This is a genomic window from Shewanella pealeana ATCC 700345, assembly GCF_000018285.1.
GTDB lineage: Bacteria > Pseudomonadota > Gammaproteobacteria > Enterobacterales > Shewanellaceae > Shewanella > Shewanella pealeana.
Map to the genome: position 1 here is coordinate 481,283 of NC_009901.1, position 19,301 is coordinate 500,583.

The following is a 19,301-nucleotide window of genomic DNA, read 5'->3' on the forward strand; positions in this document are numbered from 1 at the left end:
ATTTAGACAAGACGCTGATTTACAGGCATAGTTAGCCTACGTCAACGACGTTTAACGCCTAGATGCGTTTAAAATTGTCCTAAGAGAACGGTAAATACACGCTTAGATTTCATCGCATCAGCTAAAATAGAGGGAATAATGATTCCGTCACAGATGCTAAAAATATCGTGCTAAACGTTTCTCAGAGTGTGCATCAATTTTCCGTGATAAAATTCTATCGCTATTTCAAACGATCGAGTTTTTTATTGCAACCTTTTACAGGTAAGCCTGCGCTATGAGCGAAACACATTTATCTACACAAAAGTTTGCTGACTTCCCTTTACATAAAGAAGTACATCAAGCACTTAACGAAGCTGGATTCGAGTTTTGCACCCCAATCCAAGCTTTGTCGTTACCGATTTTATTAGAAAAAAAAGATATAGCGGGTCAGGCACAAACAGGTACGGGTAAAACTCTGGCCTTTCTAGTCGCCACTTTTAACCACCTTCTGTCTACGCCAATCCCAGCCGAACGCCAACTAAATCAACCTCGCGCAATTATTATGGCGCCGACTCGAGAGTTGGCGATTCAAATTGCTAAAGATGCGAATCTACTGGCTAAGCATACTGGTCTTAAAGTCGGTATCGTTTACGGCGGTGAAGGCTACGAAGTTCAACGCAAAGTATTAGATAAAGGCGTTGATATATTGATTGGTACCACAGGCCGCATTATTGATTATGTGCGTCAAGGTGTGATCAATGTTAGTTGTATTCAAGCAGTGGTACTTGATGAAGCGGATCGCATGTTCGATTTAGGCTTTATTAAGGACATCCGTTTCTTGTTTAGACGTATGCCTGATGCTAAATCACGCTTGAATATGCTGTTCTCTGCAACGCTTTCAATGAAAGTGCAAGAACTTGCTTATGACCACATGAATGAGCCTGAAAAAGTTGAGATCGCGCCAAACGAGAAAACATCAAAGAATATTAAAGAGGAAATCTTCTATCCATCGATGGAGGAGAAGATGCCTTTGCTATTGTCTTTGCTTGAAGAAGACTGGCCAGAAAAAGCCATCGTGTTTTCTAATACCAAACACAGCTGTGAGAAAGTATGGTCATGGCTTGAAGGTGATGGCCATCGCGCAGGCCTGCTAACGGGTGATGTGCCGCAGAAGAAACGTTTACGTATTCTTGAGCAATTTACTAAAGGCGACATCGATATCTTAGTTGCGACCGACGTTGCGGCGCGTGGCTTACATATCTCTGATGTGTCACATGTTTATAACTATGACCTGCCAGATGATTGTGAGGACTACGTGCACCGTATCGGTCGTACTGGTCGTGCGGGTCAAAAAGGGGTATCAGTCAGCTTTGCTTGTGAAGAGTACGCGTTGAACCTGCCTGCTATCGAGTCGTATATTCAGCACTCAATTCCAGTGACATCTTATGACAGCGATGCACTACTTGATGATATTCCACCACCGGTGAGAATTCATCGTAAGCCTAGTACCCATACGCGAAATACTCGTGATCGTAGTTCTGGTCGTCCACAGGGTGGGCAGCGCAATGGACCTCGACGTCATGACAAAACGCGTAGACATTCGTAGGCGATAAAGCTTAATGAAACCACCTCTTTATGCTGCCATTACGTTAGGCTCAAATAGTTTTAATATGCTGGTCGCGAAAACCGTTGCTCAGCAGCCTAAAGTTATTGCCAAGTACAAACGTAAGGTCCGCTTAGCCGAAGGGATCCAGGCCGATGGTTCCCTGAGTGAAGAGGTGCTATTACGTGGTTTAGATTGTCTAACCATGTTCGCAGAGATGCTCCGCAAAGAAGGTATTTCTGCTAATAATGTAGCTGTGATTGCCACGGCTACATTGAGAAATATTTCTAACTCTGATGACTTTTGTCGGCGAGCCTTCCCCATTCTAGGTCACCCTATCGAGATTATTTCTGGCATGCGAGAGGCCGAGCTTATCTATCTGGGTATGGTCGCGACCACTGCAGGTGAGGGGCGTCGCCTTGTCATCGATATTGGTGGAGCTAGCACCGAGTTTATTATTGGCGATGGTACAAAGGTATTACTGAAGACCAGTTTACCTATGGGCTGTGTCACTTTTAATGAATCTTTTTTTAGTAATTTCCCATTCCAACAATTAGATTTTGATGACGCTAAAGCCAAGGTAAAAGCAGTACTTGGTGAGCAACTTTCAGAGCTTAAATCATTAGGTTGGCACTGTGTTGTTGGCGCATCGGGAAGTGTTCAGTCGGTAGTCGAACTCCTCAATCATCGTAACCTTTCAGCGGTTGTTACCTTAGATGTTTTACTGGATTTAAAGCAGGAAATTTTAGCGCAAAATAGTGTGTCTATGCAGGCTATCCCTGGTTTAAATCATGAAAGAGCTCCCACATTTACAGCTGGTATTTCAATTCTGCTGGCCCTGTTTGAATTACTTGAAATAGAAAAACTTCACCTTTCAGGTGGCGCATTACGTGAAGGGGTTTTACAAACCTTAGCCTGTAATATTTAGATCCATTTCTTGTTCTCACTATTTTTAGTTACCCTCCTCAGAAAATAAGTCGTACAACTTCGCTTCTTTATTCTAAATGTATTGGTATTTTACCCTTAGCTACAAGTTTGCTGTCCAACAGTGATAATCATTCTACGACTCTGTATTAGCCAAACTGTTTATAGAATACATTGCATGTGTTCAGTCTAAGCTGGAGCCTCACGCCCAAACCTAGTTAATCTTTTTGAAGTTTCTCCCACATATCAATATGGCTTGATTAAAACGAATTAAGTCTAAATCTAACAACAGAGTGAATAAGTCAGCTTGTTGAGTACTCATGTCGACTTAATAAGTGTAGAGAGTAGGTAGCCCCCCCCATTAGAGCCGATTGAATGTGATTTATTGGATAATGATCATTAATAAGTTTTACACGCTGCAATTGTTAATTTTGTTAACAATTCCGACAGCTTATTCTTGTGTTATCTAGGCTTTATGCTTTGTGAAACCCTAAAACCCCTTATTTGCCTGATGCTTTTTGAATAAAGTACATTGTATAAAGTATTCGTTTAATGTTACGATTTTGTTGCGCTTGGTTGTTTTGACAAGAAAATCACGAATAACACTTTTGGCTAGGCGCTACTCAGGAATGTTTAAGGGAGAATAAATTATGTCTGGAAGTAACGCATTAAAGCGATATAGACCTCAAAAGACTTTGGCGGCTCTAGCAGTCGGTTCGGTTCTATTTTTATCCGCACCTGCAGCGATGGCTGCCGATGGTTTAGGTGTGATGCAAGGTCATATTACTACTGAGTCTGGTTCGAACCTCAGTAATGCAAAAGTGATCATCAAGCATGAGTCAAAAGGAATTGTGAGAGAAACGACAACTGGTGCCAATGGTAGCTTCTCTCTCAAAGGGCTACCAATTGGTAAATATACCGTGTCCATTTCTAAAGATGGTTACTATAAAGTCAGCGAGCAGCACATTGCAGTTACTATAGGTAATGCATTGACTTTCGATGTTGCTCTCGATTTAGAAGATTCTGGTGTAGAGCGAATTGCAGTTAGTGGTGCAAGAATTAGCCGTGTAGATACCTCTAGTACTACAACGTCACAAGTTATCTCTATGAGTGAACTTAACCAATTACCAGTTGAGTTAGATTCAACTGCAATTGCCTTGCTAACCCCTGGCTCTGTAGCTGGTGATGATGGTTTTGGTGGCGTTGCTATTGGCGGCTCATCAGTTGCTGAAAACGGTTATTACCTAAACGGATTGAATATTACTGATTTGCGTAAAGGCATGGGAGACATCGATCTTCCTTGGGAAGCTATTGCACAAACTGAAGTACAAACGGGTGGTGTGTCTGCAGAATATGGCCGCTTTATCGGTGGTGTTGTAAGTTTAGTGTCTAAGTCGGGTGATAATGAGTGGAAGTTTGGGGCAAAAGCTGAAATTGCTCCGGATTCATTAGCTGAGCCGACGTTACGAATGAAAGATGACGGCACTATTGAAGAAGCTAAAGAAGGCTATTGGCAAGAAACTGAATATAATATTTGGGCTTCAGGAGCATTGATTGAAGACAAACTATTCTTCTATGGCTTGTGGAATCCATTTGAAGAAGATGTCACTGCATATGATGAGAATCAGATAAGTGATAAAGAGTGGAAAACTAACCGTTGGTTCACCAAAGTGGATTGGTTTATCCACGAAGATCATTCTATCGGTGTAATGGCCTTTAGTAATGAAGGTGATTATGAAAAGACAGAATTCCAACGAGCAGATGATGGTGGCCGTGGTGATGAAATTGGTCTAACGGAAACAACCTATGGCGGAATTGGTTGGAACGCTCTATATACAGGTTATCTAACAGACGATATCACTTTATCTGCAATGTATGGTGAGATCACTCAATCTACTAAAGATAACTCAGGTACGTTAGATCAATCTACCTACTGGGATCTTCGTTCTGGAACTTGGGAGCGTTTAGGTGATTGGGTCGGCTATGGCTCTTCAGAAACAGAAGACAAGCGAATTACTTACCGTATCGATTTAGACTGGGTAATTGGCGATCATACATTACGAGCTGGCTATGACTATGAGCGTCTAGAAATTGCTGATATTTATACACCTCATGGTGAGGGCTGGTATGAGTATTTTGCTGCGGGCGCAGATAATGCCTACGGTCTGGCAGAAGGTACTGAATATGCGGATTTACGTATTTGGGGCAAAAATAGTGAGACTGAAAACGTTCATACTGCATTATATGTCTCAGATACTTGGGCTGTGACAGATACTGTAACTATTAATGCAGGTGTTCGATATAGCGAGTTTAGCAACACAACGGGCTCTGGTGACAAGTATGTCGATCTTGACGGTCAGTTCGCACCTCGCTTAGGTGCAACATGGGATGTATTAGGTGATGGGGCTAGTAAACTATATGCTTCTTATGGTCGTTATTTCCAGCCAGTGTCTCCAAATACAAATCTACGTATGGCGTCAGCTGCTTATGATTCCCATATTGTTAGTCACCTTGACGGTGTTAATGCAGATGGCTCTCCAATATTAGGAGATGAAATTAGCCGTCGAGTTGTTGCTGACGGATCAGTACCTGATGCTGATCAGCTGTTTAACAATAAAGCAGGTTCAATGTATTCCGATGAATTTGCAATTGGTTATCAGCAGCAGGTAAGTGATGATTGGGCTGTTGGTATTCGTGGTGTTTATCGCGATCTTAAGCAATCGATTGAAGATGTATCGTTTAACTACGGTATGAACCAATGGATTTTAGATAACTATGATGCAAATACGTGGCATGCCGGGAATGGTGAAACAAGTGCTGAAGATTACTTTGTTGGTGGCTGGTTCCCAACCCTAACGAATCCAGGGATAGGAACAGAGATCTATTATGATGTTGATGGTGACGGAGTTAAAGAAACTGTCAATGTTAATGCGGATCAGATGGGATTCCCGGAAGCTGAACGTACTTATAAGGCAATTGAGCTGAACTTCAGCGGTAATGTAACAGAAGACTTTACACTAAATGGTTCTTATACCTGGTCCAAGAGTGAAGGTAATACTGAAGGTTTAGTTCGTTCGGATAACGAGCAGGCCGATCCAGGTTGGACTACGTCATTCGATTATCCTGAACTAATGGATAACGGTGATGGATACTTACCAAATGATCGTCGTCATAACTTTAAACTATACGGTGTTTATAACATTACTGATGATTTCAGTGTTGGTTTTAACTCATACCTACAATCAGGTCGACCAATTAACGCCTTTGGAATACATCCAGAAGATCAAGGCTACTGCGTGCAGGCTGTAGCAATCGATGGAACTTGTTATGGTCGAGATTGGTATGGAGCTTCATCCTTCTATGCTGACGGCGAAGCAGCACCACGTGGCAGCATGGGGCGTACTGACTGGATATATAACATTGATCTAAACATGTCATACACTATGGACTTTAATGAAGCTGGTCGCCTGAACTTCAAGTTGAATGTATATAATCTATTCAACTTCGATGGAGTTAAAGGTGTTGATGAGCAGTACGAGTTTGATAGTGGTGCGAAGAACCTTCGTTATGGCTACCCAGATAGTTTCCAGACTCCACGTTATGTTAGAGCATCTGTTCGTTATGACTTCTAATTTATAAGTTAGTCGCAAATACAAAAAGGCCGCAAATGCGGCTTTTTTTATTTTCATGTCTTGTCCTGAAATGTGTTTACACATTTAGGACTTTATAATGACTACACCAATACCAGCCCGCGTTAAGCGAACACAGCGAGATTATTCGTTAGGCTTTAAATTACAAGTTGTAGCTGCCGTAGAAAAAGGCGATATGACTTATAAACAAGCTCAAACAACCTATGGCATCCAAGGTCGCTCCACGGTACTTACTTGGCTTAGAAAGCACGGTAAGATGGACTGGACTCAACCAGTGAGAATGACTATGCCAAAAACAACTAAAGCTAAAGAAACCCCAGCTCAAAAGATTAAGCGCCTTGAAAAAGAGCTGGAAGATGAGCACTTACGTAATCTATTACTCAATGAAGCCGTTGATATTATTGATGCAGAATATGGAGCTGGCCTTAGAAAAAAGTACTTAGCCAGGGAGCGAGAAGTCTTCAAAAACAGAAAGTAACGAGCTTAAATCGCGCTTGTAAGCTTCTGGGTATAACAAGACAAGCTATCTATCAAAGAGAACGAAGAGCGAATTGTAGAGCAATGGAGTTAGCCCCTGTAAGAGCGATGATACTAGATATCCGTCGGTTTATGCCTCGGATTGGTGGCAAGAAACTCTACTTTTTACTTAAACCTAAGTTCATCGAGAAAGGGATTAAACTTGGGCGCGATAACTTCTTTAGTTACTTGAAAAGTGAAGGCTTGTTAGTCAAACCTAAGCGTAATTATACCAAGACGACTAACAGTAAACATTGGATGAAGAAACATCCAAATTTACTGAAAGAGTTAGTGCCAACAGCACCTGAAGAGGTGTTTGTTAGTGATATAACATATGTGCAATCAGAGCAAGGCATACATTATCTATCATTGGTAACTGACGCGTTCAGTCGTAAAATAATGGGATATGAATTAAGTAATGAAATGAAAGCTACAGACGTAGTCAAAGCGTTAGAAATGACGATAAGTAATCGGCAGTATCAACATCGAGCAGTGCATCACTCAGACAGAGGGTTACAGTATTGCTCTGCCGTTTATCAGTTAGCGTTGCAAAGAAGTGACATCCGCGCATCAATGACCGATGGATATGACTGCTACCAAAACGCACTAGCAGAACGTATAAATGGGATATTAAAGCAAGAGTTTCTATTATCTCCTTGCTGCAACCTTAATGAGTTAAAGCAACTCGTTGAGGAGTCAATTTTTATATACAATGAGCTGAGACCGCACTTAAGCTTGGGTATGAAAACACCTAATCAAGTGCATAAAAAAGACCAGCAGCAGAAGCTACTGGTCTAGTAAAAACCGTCAACCTATTTCAGGACGGGACATCATCCATTAATTACCGACAGTGAAAGCTGGGATCCTTTCTTTACATGCACCAGTGTTCTATAACTAAGAAAAGTGTTTTTTTATGCTTAGAAATATTTAGACACCTTTTATGCGTATTGCATTTTTAGTTAATAAATTGAGTACCAGTAATATTTATCTATGAAATAGCTTTTTTGAATATGAGTCTACACGCCACGCTCTCAGCGATTTATTAACAGCCTCCCTGAACCAACCCCATCTAAATCACGAGTGTTCAACTTGTCTTGTTGAATAAATACTCTTTTTATTGAAATAAAGTCAAAGCTGTCGCGGAAATGATATATTGCATACAAAATAAAGTGTGTGATACATATGTTGCCGCTTTGTTTTGTTGTTGTGGTTTGTTTGGTTTTGAATACGCCTCTTTAAGCAATAGCACTAATAAAAATTATATTCTTGGGAGATGGAAGATGAAGTTTAATAAAGTTGCTAAATTTATTAGCTTGGCGTGTGGTGGTGTAATGGCCCTCTCTGCGCCAGTCTATGCCGCGGAAACAGAGGAAGATAGTGTAGAGCGTATTGAGGTTACCGGTTCGCGTCTAAAGCGTGTTGATATGGAAGGTGCAACACCTGTAACAACGATTACTGCTGAAGATATGGCTGTCGCTGGTTTCTCTACAGTAGGTGATGCGTTACGTTCATCGACATTGAACTCATTCGGTTCATATGGTGGCACGGCAAACAATAGCTGGTCTTCACAAGCAACAATTCAGCTTAAAGGCGCAAGTGCGAGTGACACCTTAGTTTTGCTAGACGGTCAGCGTATGGCTAAATCACCTGTTCTTGGTGGTGCTGCAGCAAACATTAATACAATCCCAACGTCAGCTATTGAGCGTATCGAAATTCTATCTGATGGGGCATCAGCTATTTATGGTACTGATGCGGTAGCGGGTGTTGTAAACGTTATTTTGAAGAAAAGCTTCGAAGGTATCGAATTTAAAGCGCGTGCAGAAGAAACTGAAGCTGAAGGCGGTGATAACCACTCTTTCTCATTCACCGGTGGTTTAAATTCAGAAAATGGTAATCTTGTATTTACCATGGAGCACTACAAGAAAGATAAAATCTTGATGAGTGATCGCCCCTACACAGCTGCGCACGTGAGAGATGGCGAAGATCCAACTGATTTCCGTAGCTGGGTAGGCTTAAGTCAGACTGGTCGTACATTAGATATGGGACCAAATGGTGGTTGGGCATATCAAGCACCTTTTTCTAATACTGATCGTACATGTGCTGATGTTTATGGAGATAACTTCATAGGACCATTGTCTGACAGCAAGTATGCTGGTGAGACAGCATGTGCATACAACTATACCAATGCTGCTGCACTCGATGTTGATCGTGAAAGAACCAACACCTTGATCAACTATGGCTACGATATTACTGACGATATTAAGCTTACTGCTCGTGCTTACTGGGCTGCAAATAAAACCATTGACCAATCAGCACCCGTGCCTGGTTATATCTATTTTCCAGATGCAATGCCAGCTTATACAACAGCTGAAGGTTTAGATTTAGTTGCAACACCAGAAGATGCACGCATGCTATATCGTTATGATACAGCGGGTAACCGTGTGCGCGAAAACCATGACAACATGTATGACATTTTGATTGGTTTAGAAGGCACTACCGAATACGTAGATTGGGATTTTGCGGCAACTTATAACCGCTACGATAACTTCGTATGGGGTACCGGTTACGAATTAAAAGGAGCGTCAACAGATCTAGTCGGAGCATGGGATGATGCGACCAATTCGTTTGTCGGTTGGGATCCGCGTGATCCAAATTCTGTAGCGCCAAGTGGCGGTATGGCTAACTTCGATATGCGTCAAACAGCCTCTTATGCTGAGTTGAGTGGTGGTGCTGGTTTTGATCTGTTTGAACTGGATTCTGGTACTGCAGCAATGTACGTTGGTGCATCATACCGTGAAGAGTCGTTAGACTCTAAAGTAGATGCATTATCTGAAGCCGGTTTGATAAAAGGTGCAAGTGGTGGTTCTGGTGGTGAAGGCGAACGTGATATTAAAGCAATTTTTGCTGAGATGACCATTCCTCTACTTGATAACCTAGAGCTAAACTTAGCTGCACGTTACGATGATTACTCTGACTTTGGTGATACGTTTAACCCTCAGGTTTCTATCCGATATAACCTGTTTGAACCATTATTGCTTCGTGCATCTTGGGGAACTGGTTTTAAAGCACCAAGCTTATCGCAGTTAAACCAGACACCAAGTGAAGGTTGGAACGACATAACGAACTATATGCAATGTTATGAGGAAACGGGTGTTGTTGATGGTTGTACGATTGAAAATAGCATTCCAGTTTATGTTGATAAGAATGAAAACTTAGGTCCTGAAGAGTCTGAAAGCTATAACCTAGGTATGGTTTGGGATATCACAGATAACATCAACATGACTGTTGACTACTGGGTGCTTGATACTGACAACCTAATAGGTCAGATTGGCAATGATGAGCTAGTCTATACGCAAGCTAAACTCTGGGAAGCGGCCGACGCAATGGGCGTTGCACGTCCAGATATTTCAGTGGTTTACCCAGGGACTAGCATCTCTCAGAACAGTTCAGGTAAGCTAACAGAGATGGACAATGTGCTGCAAAACTTTGGTACTGCTGAGCGTGAAGGTATTGATACCAATATTGCTGCAACATTCGAAACTGGAGTGGGAGAGTTTAAACTTGGTCTCGCTTGGTCTCACTATATTAAGTATACCGATAGTGCGCCAATCGGTGGTGAACTAGTGGTATCTCGTAACTGGGCGGGTTCATCAGGAACACCTGATGATCGTGTAAGCTTTAGCACTAATTACATTTTTGCCGATGACCATAGCTTGTTCTATAAAGCTGATTACATTGATGGTCAAACAACGTATGACATCAATGATGATGGTTCAAAGTATGAGATAGATTCATTGATATATCATACTATTACATACTCATACATGATGCCTTGGAACAACTCTATCAGTATCGGTGTAAACAACCTAACTGATGAAGAGCCTGCATTTGAGCAAAATGGTGATTACAGTTCGAGCTTATATGACATTATGGGTCGCAGCTACTGGGTTTCATTCTCTCAAAGTTTCTAAGCTATGATTGATAAGTTTTAGTTGACCTACGAAAAAAGGCACTCAATGAGTGCCTTTTCTTTTTATATGACAGCTGACTACTTTAAAATGCCTAGTAAATCAGCTTCTAAAGACACTTCGGGTTTTTCAACAATACGTCCTATCTCTTTACCATCTTGCTCAACAATAAAGGTTGGGATACGACTGAACTCGTAATTAGCGGCTAAACCTTGTGGATCTTGTTTTTCTCTATCAACGCCTATATAAGTCACTTTAATGTTTGGATTATTAATTTCTTCGATAATACGAATGAACCTTGGGGTTTCGCGGTGACAGTCTGAGCACCATGTACCTATGATGACTATGACCTCTGTCGGCGTATCTATTTTTTGAAGCTGGCTAATCACAGACGCATCAGCGCTATAATTTGTATACTCATCGGTAAACCAGTCAAATTCATTAAGCTCTTGATGTGTTACTGCACCAGTTAAAATCACTTCTTGTTTCTCCTCAGAGCAAGTTGCTAGAAAGCCATCTTGTTTATCTTCAAATGCGCAGCCGCTACTCGCCATACTTTGACTACTGAAAAATAACAATGTGGTTGCGAGTAATGCTTTAACGTTGTTGTGCATGATAATACCTCAGCCAAGAAGAATAGGTTTTAGTTTATTCAAACACGTCCTAACAAATGGTTGAAGCTAACAATCGCCGCATTGTTATAGGGATCACTCTAAATCCAATAAATGCATCTTTAATGTAGGATTTAATGCTAAAGCCTTAAGAGTAAGTTAAGCCAGGCTGATTTAAAGCTTAATATAAAGGAAAGCCTATGACATGTACTCTACTTGTTGGGGGAGCGTAAGTTGAGCCTAGTGGAGAGAAGTGCCTCCTTCTATATAGCAGAGTTACGGGCTTACATTAATAACGTTATGCGCAGTAGTCTTGTAAGACATTTGACTATATAGCTATGTTTCTCATAGAGGACTAGCGACATATACTGATATAGAACTATGTGACTTGCTGTAAATAGGTAGTAGCATTGATATGTCGCTCTATTGCGATCTACTTTGAAGTGAAAAATGTGGAAGCTGTAGAAAATGAAGAGAGGCACTTAATCGAATGAATGATAATTTGAAAATTGTTTAGAATTCTTTGTGCATCTGCAAAATACTGTACTAGACTCATTATCCCAGCGCACAAATAGTGACCGCAAACGACGGTTTTGTGGATAACTCTGGGGGTATTTAGTGGGTATGGTGTGCTTATTTTATCTTTTTGAAAAAACGTCGTTTTTCTTTCAAAAAGCGCTTGCGCTCAGATCAAAACCCCCTATAATGCGCATCCACTGACACGGCACAGCAGGCCAATGGCTCTTAGCAAAAGCTAGGTAGCAAGGGACTTGCAGCGGTGTTAGAGAGATTAACTTCTACGGAAATTAACCTCAGGTGATAATCGCTTTAAGAGCTTCGGGTTTTGACTTCTGGTTAAGAAATCATCGCTTGAAAAACTTCTTAAAATAAGCGCTTGACGCCGACACTGGAGAGTGTAGAATACGCCTCCTCAAGCCAACGACCTAGCGTCTTAGGCTGCTAACTGAGAGATTCGTTCTCAATAGGATTAGCACCGCTCTTTAACAATATGACAAGCAAATCTGTGTGGACACTCACAGAGATTAAGTTATTCGAAATTGTCTCTCACGAGGCAATCAAAAATTGACTTAATGAATGAGTGTTCATAGCAATATGTAATACAGAATTCGTTGAGCCGCTGATTTAGCCTTACTTGTAAGGTGGAAGAAGCAAAAAAACTTTAATTGAAGAGTTTGATCATGGCTCAGATTGAACGCTGGCGGCAGGCCTAACACATGCAAGTCGAGCGGTAACACAAGGGAGCTTGCTCCTGAGGTGACGAGCGGCGGACGGGTGAGTAATGCCTAGGTATCTGCCCAGTCGAGGGGGATAACAGTTGGAAACGACTGCTAATACCGCATACGCCCTACGGGGGAAAGGAGGGGACCTTCGGGCCTTCCGCGATTGGATGAACCTAGGTGGGATTAGCTAGTTGGTGAGGTAATGGCTCACCAAGGCGACGATCCCTAGCTGGTCTGAGAGGATGATCAGCCACACTGGAACTGAGACACGGTCCAGACTCCTACGGGAGGCAGCAGTGGGGAATATTGCACAATGGGCGAAAGCCTGATGCAGCCATGCCGCGTGTGTGAAGAAGGCCTTCGGGTTGTAAAGCACTTTCAGCGAGGAGGAAAGCTCAAGCGTTAATAGCGTTTGGGTGTGACGTTACTCGCAGAAGAAGCACCGGCTAACTTCGTGCCAGCAGCCGCGGTAATACGAGGGGTGCAAGCGTTAATCGGAATTACTGGGCGTAAAGCGTACGCAGGCGGTTTGTTAAGCAAGATGTGAAAGCCCCGGGCTCAACCTGGGAACTGCATTTTGAACTGGCAAACTAGAGTCTTGTAGAGGGGGGTAGAATTTCAGGTGTAGCGGTGAAATGCGTAGAGATCTGAAGGAATACCGGTGGCGAAGGCGGCCTCCTGGACAAAGACTGACGCTCAGGTACGAAAGCGTGGGGAGCAAACAGGATTAGATACCCTGGTAGTCCACGCCGTAAACGATGTCTACTCGGAGTTTGGTGTCTTGAACACTGGGCTCTCAAGCTAACGCATTAAGTAGACCGCCTGGGGAGTACGGCCGCAAGGTTAAAACTCAAATGAATTGACGGGGGCCCGCACAAGCGGTGGAGCATGTGGTTTAATTCGATGCAACGCGAAGAACCTTACCTACTCTTGACATCCAGAGAATTCGCTAGAGATAGCTTAGTGCCTTCGGGAACTCTGAGACAGGTGCTGCATGGCTGTCGTCAGCTCGTGTTGTGAAATGTTGGGTTAAGTCCCGCAACGAGCGCAACCCTTATCCTTATTTGCCAGCACGTAATGGTGGGAACTTTAGGGAGACTGCCGGTGATAAACCGGAGGAAGGTGGGGACGACGTCAAGTCATCATGGCCCTTACGAGTAGGGCTACACACGTGCTACAATGGTCGGTACAGAGGGTTGCGAAGCCGCGAGGTGGAGCTAATCTCACAAAGCCGGTCGTAGTCCGGATCGGAGTCTGCAACTCGACTCCGTGAAGTCGGAATCGCTAGTAATCGTAGATCAGAATGCTACGGTGAATACGTTCCCGGGCCTTGTACACACCGCCCGTCACACCATGGGAGTGGGCTGCACCAGAAGTAGATAGCTTAACCTTCGGGAGGGCGTTTACCACGGTGTGGTTCATGACTGGGGTGAAGTCGTAACAAGGTAGCCCTAGGGGAACCTGGGGCTGGATCACCTCCTTACCTATACGACTAACTTAATAGTTGTTGAGTGTTCACACAGATTGCTTGTTTGTCTCTACTTTGTAGGGATGAGCGACGAAATATCCTACTTCACGTAGTTGATATCGTTCTTTAAAAATTTGGAAAGCTGATAGTAATAATCGAAAGATTATTGCGAAATTAAAAAATTGAGTTCTATAAACACTTAACATTAAGTGTCTTAGCTCGTTGTTTAACATTAACTTGTTGGATGATGAGATAAAAATTCTAATTTTGGCGAAAGTAGAAACCATTAGTTACGATACGGCTGTTGTGAGCTTACCCGCTCAGAACAACGGATATATCTCATAGAGACTTATTTGGGTTGTATGGTTAAGTGACTAAGCGTATATGGTGGATGCCTTGGCAGTCAGAGGCGATGAAGGACGTAGTAACTTGCGAAAAGCGTTGGCGAGCTAGTAACAAGCATTTGAGCTAACGATGTCCGAATGGGGAAACCCACATGCATAAGCATGTATCACTACATGAATACATAGTGTAGTGAGGCGAACCCGGGGAACTGAAACATCTAAGTACCCGGAGGAAAAGAAATCAACCGAGATTCCCCTAGTAGCGGCGAGCGAACGGGGATTAGCCCTTAAGCGTAGAGGGTGTTAGTGGAATGTGTTGGAAAGCACAGCGGCACAGGGTGATAGCCCCGTACATGAAAACTAACTTTACGTGAAAACGAGTAGGACGGGACACGTGACATCCTGTTTGAACATGGGGGGACCATCCTCCAAGGCTAAATACTCCTGACTGACCGATAGTGAACCAGTACCGTGAGGGAAAGGCGAAAAGAACCCCTGTGAGGGGAGTGAAATAGAACCTGAAACCGTATACGTACAAGCAGTGGGAGCGGTTCTTGAGACCGTGACTGCGTACCTTTTGTATAATGGGTCAGCGACTTACATTTTGTAGCAAGGTTAAGCGAATAGCGGAGCCGTAGGGAAACCGAGTGTTAACTGCGCGTTTAGTTGCAAGGTGTAGACCCGAAACCGAGTGATCTAGCCATGGGCAGGTTGAAGATTGAGTAACATCAATTGGAGGACCGAACACACGTATGTTGAAAAATGCGGTGATGACTTGTGGCTGGGGGTGAAAGGCCAATCAAACTCGGAGATATCTGGTTCTCCTCGAAAGCTATTTAGGTAGCGCCTCGTACGAATACCATTGGGGGTAGAGCACTGTTAAGGCTAGGGGGTCATCCCGACTTACCAACCCTTTGCAAACTCCGAATACCAATGAGTACTATACGGGAGACACACGGCGGGTGCTAACGTCCGTCGTGAAAAGGGAAACAACCCAGACCATCAGCTAAGGTCCCAAAGTTATTGCTAAGTGGGAAACGATGTGGGAAGGCTTAGACAGCTAGGATGTTGGCTTAGAAGCAGCCATCATTTAAAGAAAGCGTAATAGCTCACTAGTCGAGTCGGCCTGCGCGGAAGATTTAACGGGGCTAAGCAATACACCGAAGCTATGGGTACTAGTGTTTACACTGGTGCGGTAGAGGAGCGTTCTGTAAGCCGTTGAAGGTGAAGGGGTAACCCACACTGGAGGTATCAGAAGTGCGAATGCTGACATGAGTAACGATAAAGGGGGTGAAAAACCCCCTCGCCGAAAGACCAAGGGTTCCTGTCCAACGTTAATCGGGGCAGGGTGAGTCGACCCCTAAGGCGAGGCCGAAAGGCGTAGTCGATGGGAAACGGGTTAATATTCCCGTACTTCTGCTAACTGCGATGGAGAGACGGAGAAGGCTAGGCTAGCGCGGCGTTGGTTGTCCGCGTTTAAGGTTGTAGGCTGTACACTTAGGCAAATCCGGGTGTACTTAAGGCTGAGAGCTGATGACGAGGTCCTAAGGGACTGAAGTAGTTGATGCCATGCTTCCAGGAAAATCTTCTAAGCTTCAGGTTAGCAGGAATCGTACCCCAAACCGACACAGGTGGTCGGGTAGAGAATACTAAGGCGCTTGAGAGAACTCGGCTGAAGGAACTAGGCAAAATGGTACCGTAACTTCGGGAGAAGGTACGCTCCTAGCGGTGATGAGACTTGCTCTCTAAGCTGCCGGGAGTCGCAGATACCAGGTGGCTGCAACTGTTTATCAAAAACACAGTACTGTGCAAACTCGCAAGAGGAAGTATACGGTATGACGCCTGCCCGGTGCCGGAAGGTTAATTGATTGGGTTATCTTCGGAGAAGCTCATGATCGAAGCCCCGGTAAACGGCGGCCGTAACTATAACGGTCCTAAGGTAGCGAAATTCCTTGTCGGGTAAGTTCCGACCTGCACGAATGGCGTAATGATGGCCACGCTGTCTCCAGCCGAGACTCAGTGAAGTTGAAATTGCGGTGAAGATGCCGTATACCCGCGGCTAGACGGAAAGACCCCGTGAACCTTTACTATAGCTTGGCACTGAACATTGAACCTACATGTGTAGGATAGGTGGGAGACTTTGAAGCTTCGTCGCTAGATGGAGTGGAGTCAATCTTGAAATACCACCCTTGTAGTTTTGATGTTCTAACCGCGGCCCCTGAATCGGGGTTCGGGACAGTGCCTGGTGGGTAGTTTGACTGGGGCGGTCTCCTCCCAAAGAGTAACGGAGGAGCACGAAGGTTGGCTAAGTACGGTCGGACATCGTACGGTTAGTGCAATGGCATAAGCCAGCTTAACTGCGAGACATACACGTCGAGCAGGTACGAAAGTAGGTCATAGTGATCCGGTGGTTCTGTATGGAAGGGCCATCGCTCAACGGATAAAAGGTACTCCGGGGATAACAGGCTGATACCGCCCAAGAGTTCATATCGACGGCGGTGTTTGGCACCTCGATGTCGGCTCATCACATCCTGGGGCTGAAGTCGGTCCCAAGGGTATGGCTGTTCGCCATTTAAAGTGGTACGCGAGCTGGGTTCAGAACGTCGTGAGACAGTTCGGTCCCTATCTGCCGTGGGCGTTGGATGATTGAAGGAAGCTGCTCCTAGTACGAGAGGACCGGAGTGGACGAACCGCTGGTGTTCGGGTTGTTATGCCAATAGCATTGCCCGGTAGCTACGTTCGGAATCGATAACCGCTGAAAGCATCTAAGCGGGAAGCGAGTCCTAAGATGAGTCATCCCTAGGAATTTAATTCCTCTAAAGAGCCGTTCGAGACTAGGACGTTGATAGGCAAGGTGTGTAAGCGTTGTGAGGCGTTGAGCTAACTTGTACTAATGACTCGTGAGGCTTAACCATACAACCCTGATGGGTTTTATGAGTTAACTATGTTTCTTATAGAAACCAGAATTAGAAAACACTTAATGTAGTGTGAACCCAATTTATTAAGACTTGCATAGCGAGTCCAGCTTTCTAAATTTACCAAATTTGTCTGGAAACCATAGAGTTGTGGCACCACCTGAATCCATTCCGAACTCAGAAGTGAAACGCAATATCGCCGATGGTAGTGTGGGGTCTCCCCATGTGAGAGTAGGTCATTTCCAGGCGCTAAATTAAGTAGAGAAGCCACCTTGTTAAGGTGGCTTTTTTGCGTTTGGAGCTTTTTAAAATAGCACTATATTGCTTATAACTGCTTCTTATCCTTTAAGGTGGCTCATCCACTTAAGTAGGCATAAATGCCTACTCCCGACGTCATCCCGCCGCTAAGCGGGTTCTCCAGCTTCGTAACAAGTTACTCGCGCTGCAAAGCCCTTGAATGCGTTGCATCCAGAGCAGGACTTCTTCGCCCCCATGTGAGAGTAGGTCATTTCCAGGCACCTATTTATTCTCGAAAGAGAAGCGATAAAGCCCGTTGCTAACGCAACGGGCTTTTTTCGTTTTTGTCTGGGCTCATTATTGTAAGAATTGACCACTCGCACATGGGGAAATAGAAAGCCCGGGCGTAGTGAGGCTCAATACCCATGTGGAGTAGGGCAAATATCGCGCTAGCGATGTGCTAATGGCCTAAAATAGTTCCGGACATTTTCTGCATTCACCATATATGGACCCATCCGGTTTGCAAGGTATTTAATATCGACTTTGAGAAGAGTTCATTGCACCCATATATTCGGCCTGTTATTGAGGTACTCCTCTGGCCCTGATGGATATTTGCTTCTACTTTCCTTATCATCCTTACGGCTTCTTTAGAGCCTGTGGCGAAGCAAGGTTTTAAGCAGAACAGTCTGACTGTCTCATCATCAAATCAATTATCTTGGCAACTTGGTGGTTAGCAAAACTTATGATTATCTCGTTAAGTTGACGCGTTAATGATTAATTTATACTGTGATACGGTATTCATCTTCTCTTGCTGCTATAACCCACGCTATTCGTGCAAGCTTATTAGCTACGGCAACACAAGCTCTGTTAAAGCCACGCCTTTCTGCAAGTGCGCTAGCCCAGCAACTAAATCTGTCAGTTTTATTAGAACTATGCTGTAAGACAGTTCTTGCCCCGTGGATAAATAGCGTTCTCAAATAAGCGTTTCCTCGCTTACTAATACCAAGCAAATTATTTTTCCCGCCACTACTATGCTGTTTGGGTACTAGACCGCACCATGCTGAAAAATGTCTCCCATTGGTAAAATCTTTACCTTGCCCAACAGCTGCATAAAATGCTGTGGCAGTCACAGGGCCAATGCCTGGTACGCTTTCTAAGCGCTGGCATACTTGGTTACTTTTCACCTCTTGTTGAACTTGGGCATCACAGTTTTTAAGTCGCTTCTCAATGTCATTAAACTCTTCATATAGTTGATAAAAAACACTTCGGCCTTTGACTGTTAATTCGTTATCGGCATTTTCTAGAATATCTGGTAGCTTTGTCCTAAAAGACGCTTTTCCTTTTGTGATGACAATGCCGTACTCAGCGAGCATACCTCTCACTTGATTTATCAGTGCAGTAGATTGTTTGTTTAGTCTTTCTCTCATTCGATGCAGCATCTGAATATCTTGCTGCTCTACTGGCTTAGGCTCTACAAAGCGCATGTTGGGGCGTTGTGCTGCTTCAGCTATCGCAAGTGCATCGTTATAGTCATTCTTATTTCCTTGTCTGTAGGGAACGACATACTGGGGTGCTATTAACTTAACTTGATGGCCAACTTTCTCGAACTCCCTAGCCCAATAGTTTGCACCGCCACAGGCTTCCATCACAACAAGGCAAGGTTCTATTTGAGCAAGAAAAAGCACTAACTCTTTGCGCTTAATTATCTTCTTTTTGACAAGCTTTCCGGCTTTATTAACGCCAACAAAATGAAAAACGGACTTTGCGATATCAAGACCAATTGTAGTAATGTTCATAGTGGACCCGTCCTCTTTCTGATGAGTTTAAGCAACTACATCGTGGCCC

The 19,301-nt window shown here is 43.8% G+C and carries 7 protein-coding genes and 3 rRNA genes; 8 read left to right on the forward strand and 2 right to left on the reverse strand.

Annotated elements, in window-relative coordinates; genetic code table 11:
- The first annotated feature begins 274 nt into the window (after nt 1–274).
- The 5 genes from rhlB (at nt 275) to SPEA_RS02165 (ending at nt 10,643) form a co-directional block, all read left to right on the forward strand.
- Nucleotides 275–1,585 carry an ATP-dependent RNA helicase RhlB gene (gene rhlB, locus SPEA_RS02140; protein ID WP_012153668.1) on the forward strand — a complete coding sequence of 437 codons (1,311 nt, stop codon included), beginning with the start codon at nt 275–277 and terminating at the stop codon, nt 1,583–1,585.
- 13 nt (nt 1,586–1,598) lie between these two features.
- Nucleotides 1,599–2,510 (forward strand): Ppx/GppA phosphatase family protein, encoded by a 912-nt coding sequence (locus SPEA_RS02145; protein WP_012153669.1) that lies wholly within the window; start codon nt 1,599–1,601, stop codon nt 2,508–2,510.
- Nucleotides 2,511–3,156: 646 nt separating this feature from the next.
- A complete protein-coding gene (locus SPEA_RS02150) occupies nt 3,157–6,138 on the forward strand; it encodes a TonB-dependent receptor (protein ID WP_012153670.1) in 2,982 nt (993 codons plus the stop codon).
- A 97-nt stretch (nt 6,139–6,235) separates the two neighbouring features.
- Nucleotides 6,236–7,470, forward strand: a protein-coding gene (locus tag SPEA_RS22575) for an IS3-like element ISSpe1 family transposase (protein WP_086024287.1) whose coding sequence is annotated in 2 segments (ribosomal slippage) — nt 6,236–6,593 and nt 6,593–7,470 — 1,236 coding nt in all. Because the reading frame shifts where the segments join, the coding sequence is not laid out codon by codon here.
- Nucleotides 7,471–7,952: 482 nt separating this feature from the next.
- The gene (locus tag SPEA_RS02165) at nt 7,953–10,643 is read left to right on the forward strand and encodes a TonB-dependent receptor (protein ID WP_012153671.1); all 2,691 of its coding nucleotides are present in this window, start codon (nt 7,953–7,955) and stop codon (nt 10,641–10,643) included.
- A gap of 77 nt (nt 10,644–10,720) precedes the next feature.
- Here the strand turns inward: SPEA_RS02165 and SPEA_RS02170 are convergent, their stop codons facing one another.
- On the reverse strand, nt 10,721–11,254 hold the full coding sequence (locus tag SPEA_RS02170) for a thioredoxin family protein (protein WP_012153672.1): 534 nt from the start codon (nt 11,252–11,254) through the stop codon (nt 10,721–10,723).
- Nucleotides 11,255–12,432: 1,178 nt separating this feature from the next.
- Here SPEA_RS02170 and SPEA_RS02175 point away from each other — a divergent pair.
- From SPEA_RS02175 to rrf, 3 genes are all read left to right on the forward strand, one after another.
- Nucleotides 12,433–13,975, forward strand: a 16S ribosomal RNA gene (locus tag SPEA_RS02175).
- A gap of 349 nt (nt 13,976–14,324) precedes the next feature.
- Nucleotides 14,325–17,219: ribosomal RNA gene (locus SPEA_RS02180) — 23S ribosomal RNA — on the forward strand.
- Nucleotides 17,220–17,351: 132 nt separating this feature from the next.
- A 5S ribosomal RNA gene (gene rrf, locus SPEA_RS02185) occupies nt 17,352–17,467 on the forward strand.
- The 16S, 23S and 5S rRNA genes sit together here, the layout of an rRNA operon.
- Before the next feature lie 768 nt (nt 17,468–18,235).
- Here the strand turns inward: rrf and SPEA_RS02190 are convergent.
- Entirely contained in the window at nt 18,236–19,252 is a 1,017-nt protein-coding gene (locus SPEA_RS02190; RefSeq protein ID WP_012153491.1) for an IS110-like element ISSpe2 family transposase, read from the reverse strand.
- Between the last annotated feature and the right edge of the window lie 49 nt (nt 19,253–19,301).